General features: G+C 65.3%; 8 protein-coding genes. 5 read left to right on the top strand and 3 right to left on the bottom strand.

Features of this window, described 5'->3' with window-relative positions:
- Positions 1-405: 405 nt before the first annotated feature.
- Both ACPEES_RS22760 and ACPEES_RS22755 read right to left on the bottom strand, forming a co-directional pair.
- A complete protein-coding gene (locus tag ACPEES_RS22760) occupies positions 406-1,140 on the bottom strand; it encodes a haloacid dehalogenase type II (protein ID WP_435106686.1) in 735 nt (244 codons plus the stop codon).
- A gap of 90 nt (positions 1,141-1,230) precedes the next feature.
- A complete protein-coding gene (locus ACPEES_RS22755) occupies positions 1,231-2,001 on the bottom strand; it encodes a helix-turn-helix domain-containing protein (RefSeq protein WP_435106684.1) in 771 nt (256 codons plus the stop codon).
- Between the two features lie 295 nt (positions 2,002-2,296).
- Here ACPEES_RS22755 and ACPEES_RS22750 point away from each other — a divergent pair, with 295 nt between their 5' ends.
- The 5 genes from ACPEES_RS22750 to ACPEES_RS22730 all read left to right on the top strand — a co-directional run bounded on the left by ACPEES_RS22750 (position 2,297) and on the right by ACPEES_RS22730 (position 4,726).
- Positions 2,297-2,623, top strand: coding sequence for a hypothetical protein (locus ACPEES_RS22750; RefSeq protein ID WP_435106682.1), 327 nt, complete (start codon positions 2,297-2,299; stop codon positions 2,621-2,623).
- A 27-nt stretch (positions 2,624-2,650) separates the two neighbouring features.
- Complete coding sequence (locus tag ACPEES_RS22745) at positions 2,651-3,262, top strand: DUF2238 domain-containing protein (RefSeq protein ID WP_435106680.1); 612 nt, start codon at positions 2,651-2,653, stop codon at positions 3,260-3,262.
- Between the two features lie 58 nt (positions 3,263-3,320).
- Positions 3,321-3,479: a hypothetical protein gene (locus ACPEES_RS22740; RefSeq protein WP_435106678.1), complete on the top strand. Its 159-nt coding sequence runs from the start codon at positions 3,321-3,323 to the stop codon at positions 3,477-3,479.
- 28 nt (positions 3,480-3,507) lie between these two features.
- Positions 3,508-4,134 (top strand): HAD-IA family hydrolase, encoded by a 627-nt coding sequence (locus ACPEES_RS22735; RefSeq protein ID WP_435106676.1) that lies wholly within the window; start codon positions 3,508-3,510, stop codon positions 4,132-4,134.
- 106 nt (positions 4,135-4,240) lie between these two features.
- On the top strand, positions 4,241-4,726 hold the full coding sequence (locus ACPEES_RS22730; RefSeq protein WP_435106674.1) for a GNAT family N-acetyltransferase: 486 nt from the start codon (positions 4,241-4,243) through the stop codon (positions 4,724-4,726).
- 139 nt (positions 4,727-4,865) lie between these two features.
- Here ACPEES_RS22730 and ACPEES_RS22725 read toward each other — a convergent pair.
- On the bottom strand, positions 4,866-5,579 hold a 714-nt coding region (locus ACPEES_RS22725; protein WP_435106671.1), incomplete at its 5' end, for a PoNe immunity protein domain-containing protein.

The following is a 5,579-nucleotide window of genomic DNA, read 5'->3' as shown; positions in this document are numbered from 1 at the left end:
CAGAACCTCAAGGACTGGTACGCACAACACCCAGAGTTGTTCCGTAAACAGGTATACGACCAATCAGGTCTTGACACGTAGGCTTCCAGCACGCTATTGCCGGTGGTGAGGATGCCGGTGTTGGCCAGCAGCGCTACAAGGTCGGCTGCTCTCGGCAGCCGACGATCCCCGATCGCCCCTTGATGCCGGGTATCGACTGACGGCGGTTCGCATCGTGCCGCTCGCAGGCCCGCGATCCGGCATATCGTGGAGCGCTCTATGTGCGCTGCGTGACTGATGTTGGCCGGCTGCATTTGCGCAGCCCGCGATCTCCAGCGCAGGTCGGCTGTGCTCGGCAGCCGACATCTCTGCGTCCGGCACGTCGGAAAGCCGTTCGTCCGGGGCAACGCCGGTCGCGGACGACGCTCAGCGTTGCGCTGACACCGCATCGGCCATCGCCGCCAGGCTCGAGTACAGGAAATCCACCTCCGGGCGGTCCGCCACCCGCGCGGTTGCGCCCCAACCGCCGCCTTCGGACAGACCCTGCCGGTCGATCCACGCCCGTGCGAGACCGGCCCGGCTGGCCGGTACGTGGTCATGGAAGAGGCTTTGCGCGGTGTGGAGGATATCCTCCCGCCCGATGCCGTGCTCCCGGCTCAGCCGCTTCAGCATGTATTCGAAGTTGGCCGGGGTCGGTTTGTACGAGCCCACGTCTTCAGCGGTGTAAACGGCATCGAATTGCACGCCGAGCTTGCGATTCGATGCCGCGAACCCTTCACGATCCACATTCGAGAGGACCACGAGCCTGTAGTGCCGGGCCAGGGCACGCAGCGCATCGGCGCTGTCGGGGAACGCCGGCCAATGTGGGACCGAAACCCCGAACGCCCGGTCGAGCGCGTCGCTGGATGTCAGCTCGAAGCGCTCGGCGAAGCGCACGTGCACCCGGGTCAGCAGCTCCGGGTAGCGCATTGCCGGCGTCTCGGATTGCTGGCTGCTCTCCAGCTCGGCGAACGCTTCCAGGGCGACGCCGCGCGTGATGTCGTCGCGGTTGTTTGCCTGGATGACGGGCTGCAGCGCATCCCAGATCCCGCTCTCCCAGTCGATCAGGGTGCCGTAGCAGTCGAAGGTGAGCACCGAGAAGTCCGATAGTGCCTTGGTCATGGGTCTGGCCTCCAGATGGGTCCGGAGGACAGCATAGGTGCAAGCCCGTGGCCCGGTCTTGGCCCGTTCCCGGCGGAAATTGTGCAGATGCTACTGCACCCGGCACGCACGCCGGTACGCGGCGGGCGTCTTGCCGGTTTCCCGCCGAAAGGCGCGCGTGAACGCGCTCTGGTCCGAGTAGCCGACGGCCAGAGCGATATCGGCCACGGGCGTCGCGGTTTCCTCGAGGAGCAACCGCGCGCGGCGCACGCGCTGGCGGGCGAGGTAGCGCCCGGGGGAGGTATCCAGCCATCCATGGAAAAGCGCGTGCAGCCGGCTTTCGCTCAACCCGGCGTTGTGGGCGACCGTCGCGACGGTGATGGCGTCATCGTAGTACGTCTCGATGAACCGGATCGCTCGGGCCAGCGCCGGGGGTAACGCGTTGGGGGCCAGATTCTGGCTCTGCGCCAGTGCATCCAACACCATCGAGCCCGCCACCTCGGAGCGAACGCCGTGAAGTCCCTGGTGCCCGATGCGGTTGGCGATGAACTGACAGAACCCGCCAAGCGATGGATCGAAACGCATGAACGGGTGTTCCAGAGCGGCACGCCACAGGACGCCCCCGCCGGCACCGGTGTCCGGGGGCGACTCTGCGAGATCGATGACCAGGAAGGCGTTGTCGTCGGACCCGGCGAAGCTGTGCCACTGTCCGGCCGGTATAACCGCGGCGCGGTCTGCGGCCACGTCCGCGAATCGACCCGCCACGTCCATTTCCAGAACGCCCTCCAGGGGCAGCACGATCTGGTGGTGCGGGTGGCGGTGCGCCTGCGTCTCCGCCGGGTAGCGCTTGAGGTCGATACGGGTGGAACTCGTGTCGGCCACGGTTGCAGGCTCCTTGAAACCGGTGTTGCTTGAGCGCTTCGTGCCGGGAGGCGAATGACCCATAATACGCTGGTGCTGATGGGATGTCGTAGTCCCGCGGGACGGTGCCACCATCCGGGCGGCAGTCGACCACAGACATGTGCGCACACCGGCGTAGCGACAGGATGGAGACCTGCATGTCCAGGGAACGGATCACGCCGCAGGCGCGGCGAAAACGCATGGTGCCACTGGCGCTGTACACGGGCGTCGCTGGCAACGGTTCCCGCCGCGGCCGGTCGGTTCGTGGGGAAGCACCATGAACACGAGAACCATCAGGGTCATGGGCTTCATTGTCGTCGGTTACCTTTTGCTGTGCGCACCCGTTGCCTTCTGGCCGCAGTATCTGGATACCCCGCTCGGGTTCATTGCGGCGTTCCCGTTCGTTTCCGTATACCTGTTTCACGCGATCGGTATCCCGGGGTTGCTCGAGAATAGCGGCGCGTGTGGTTGGTCATGGTGTGCGCCCACGTTGTTCGGCTGGGGGTTCATCGCGGCGTTCTGGCTGGTCGTCCTATGGCTCGTCGCCAAGGCGATCGTGTCGATGACATCACGTCGCCGGCGGTCGTCGGGAACCCCAGACTAGCCGGGGTTTTCCGGCGGAGTAGCCGGTATGAGTGTGCATATGGGTAAGGCGCTTTGGTTGATCGTATTCTGGAGTGTTTTCGTCTGGTCCGCCGTCGCCCCCCATGATTACTTCACTTGGTTCCTGGAAGTGGTGCCGGCATTGATCGGATTCGTCGTTCTGGCTGCGACCCACCAGCGATTCCGGTTGACGGGCCTCGTATACGCTCTGGTCCTCGTCCATTGCGTGATCCTCATGGTCGGCGGGCACTACACCTACGCCGAAGTGCCGCTTTTCGACTACCTGCGGGATCTCGTCGGGGGAGAGCGGAACAACTACGACAAGCTCGGTCACTTCGCCCAGGGGTTCGTTCCCGCCATGATCGCGAGGGAGATCGTTATTCGCAAGCGAATCGTTAATGGATCATGGTGGCAGGCCTTTTTCGTGGTGTCATTCTGCCTGGCATTCAGCGCCTTCTACGAGCTGATCGAGTGGTGGGTCGCCCTGGCATCCGGTGAGGGCGCGGAGGCGTTCCTGGGCATGCAGGGTTACGCGTGGGATACGCAGTCGGATATGGCGTATGCCTTGTTGGGTGCCATCATCAGCGTGGTGGCGTTGCGCCGTATCCATGACAAGCAGTTGCGCCGCTTCGCCACGTAAGGGCGAAATCGGGACGATGACCGGAATAAGTCGGCACCTTCGCCGTGAGGCGACGCTAATGTTGATCCTCATTGCCAGCATTGTGCTGCTCGGGCTGGCCGCGTCCGTGGCTGCCCCATGGATCCGGTATCAGCTCGACTTCGATCGTTGCCTGGATCAGGGTGGTGAATTCGATCGGCAAACCGGTCGATGCCTGAAGGAGCCGGTCGGAGAGTGACTTCGAACGTTTGGCCAGGGAGCACGGCATGGAGTTATCGCCGGTACCGATATTGTCCGATCTGGACGGCACACTGATTGATTCGACGGCGTCGGTGGTCGCGGCTTTCCGTTGGTGGGTCCGGCTGAGGGGGCTGCCGGAAGAGACGCTTGAACGCATCCCTTTTGGACGGACGTCGTCGGATGCGGCCTCGGTTCTTGCTCCGGAGCTGGACAGCGAGGCCGAGGGGGCACTGCTCGACGAGCGCCAGGTGCAGGACACCCGCGCAGTGGTGGCCTTCGACGGGGCTTTCGAATTGCTCTCGGCGCACGCTAATCTCGCCGTGGTCACGTCGTGTCCCCGCCGGCTCGCGGAGGCCCGGCTGAATGCTGCGGGCCTGCCGGTGCCTCGCGTGTTGGTCACGCCGGAGTGCTGGTCACGTGGCAAGCCGGATCCCGAGCCGTACCTGCGGGGCGCTGCGTTGCTCGGTGTCGAGCCGCGGGATTGCATCGTGCTCGAGGACGCACCGTCCGGCGTGGAAGCGGGCGTTCGCGCCGGCATGCGGGTCGTCGCGATGCTGACGACGCATTCGCCCGGCGAGCTGGAGCGGGCGACGTGCCGGATACGGTCGTTATCAGCGCTTCCGGACGCACTGTCCTCGCTGGATGAGCAATGACGCATGTGTCGAGCCGGATGGCCGGGCAATGGCCCGGCTGTTGTCCGATTCCGCAACGGTCGAAGGCTTCCGCCGGGCGTCGGGGAAGGTGTACTGAGGTGAATGCGTGAACGGTTACACGATCAGCACGGATGCCACCAGGATGGATGTGGACCTCGTTCACGCGGTCCTGGCGGAGTCGTACTGGGCGGCCGGCATACCCAGGGACGTGGTCGCCCGCTCCATCGAGCATTCACTGTGCTTCGGCGTGTTCACTGACGCCGGCGAGCAGGTCGCCTTCGCGAGGGCGGTGACCGATTACGCGACGTTCGCCTACATCGGCGACGTGTTCGTGGTGGCAGCCCACCAGGGCAGAGGCCTGGGTAAGTGGCTGATGCGCACCGTCATGGACGACCCCCGGCTCCAGGGCCTGCGACGGATGCTGTTGGCGACTCGGGATGCCCATGGGCTGTACGAACCGCTCGGGTTCACGCCACTCGCCGATCCCGAGATGTTCATGGAACGGTGGGATCCGGAGGTCTACCGGCGGGGTAACTCCAATCATAGCGTCGGAGTGTCCACTGCACCGGGGGAAGTCCACCGGACTGGGTAGCGTTGGCCGGTGGTTGTCAGGACGGACGCTGGAGCAGCCGGTTATTCAGCCGGCGCCTATGGGCGGCGGCTTTTGTCACAATGGCCAGCCAGCTTGGTGGGATGCGCGTTGATCGCCCCCAAGCGCGTCGGCGGGGGCGTTAGCGCACCAGATCAGCCGGATAATGGGGGTGGTCGCGGAAGGCGCTGTCGTCGATGGCAAAAGCGCGCACGACCAGCGCCGCTTCCAGGCACCAGTAGCCGAAATAGCAATCCCAGAAACCAAAATCGCCGTCACGCTCGTGATTGCCGTACCAGGCGGTGTCTTCGCTGCCCTGGTACCAGTGGTGAAGGAACTGATTGACCAGCGCACTCTGCGCCTCGGCCGGGGCGGCGATGGCCTGCAGAAGCGGTGTGTAGAGCTCGGGAAAGGCCAGTGACTGGGTGGCCGGTGGTTCACCGTGGCCAAGGCGATGGCGGATGTGATCGAGCAGCGCGTCGGCGCCGGCATTGTCGATCAGGGCACAGACCTGTGCCACATGCTCGTGCGGCTGGCCGGTGCCCACCGCCAGCGCCAACCACCACAGCGCCAGCTGGTAGCGGGTGAGCATGGGCTCGCCGGCCACCGTGCCGCGGCCGCTGATGGCCCAGTAGCGCCGGCCGGCGGTCTGGTGACGCTCTGGCATGGTGGCGATGGCCTCGGCCAGGGCCTGGCGCGCCGGCAGGATGGCGCGCACGCGCTCGCCGAGTTGCTCGATGGGGGTGCCGGCCGAGTAGCTGGCGATGGCGGCGAAAAGGGTGCACTCGTAGTACTCGTTGGCGAGGTCCACCGCGTGGCTGGGAAGCCCATGATCGCCCTCGGCCAGGCGCTCACG

It is taken from the genome of Arhodomonas sp. AD133, assembly GCF_051195215.1.
Taxonomy (GTDB): domain Bacteria; phylum Pseudomonadota; class Gammaproteobacteria; order Nitrococcales; family Nitrococcaceae; genus Arhodomonas.
Note: the sequence above shows the minus strand (reverse complement) of the source record. Positions and strands in the feature narration are given on the sequence as shown.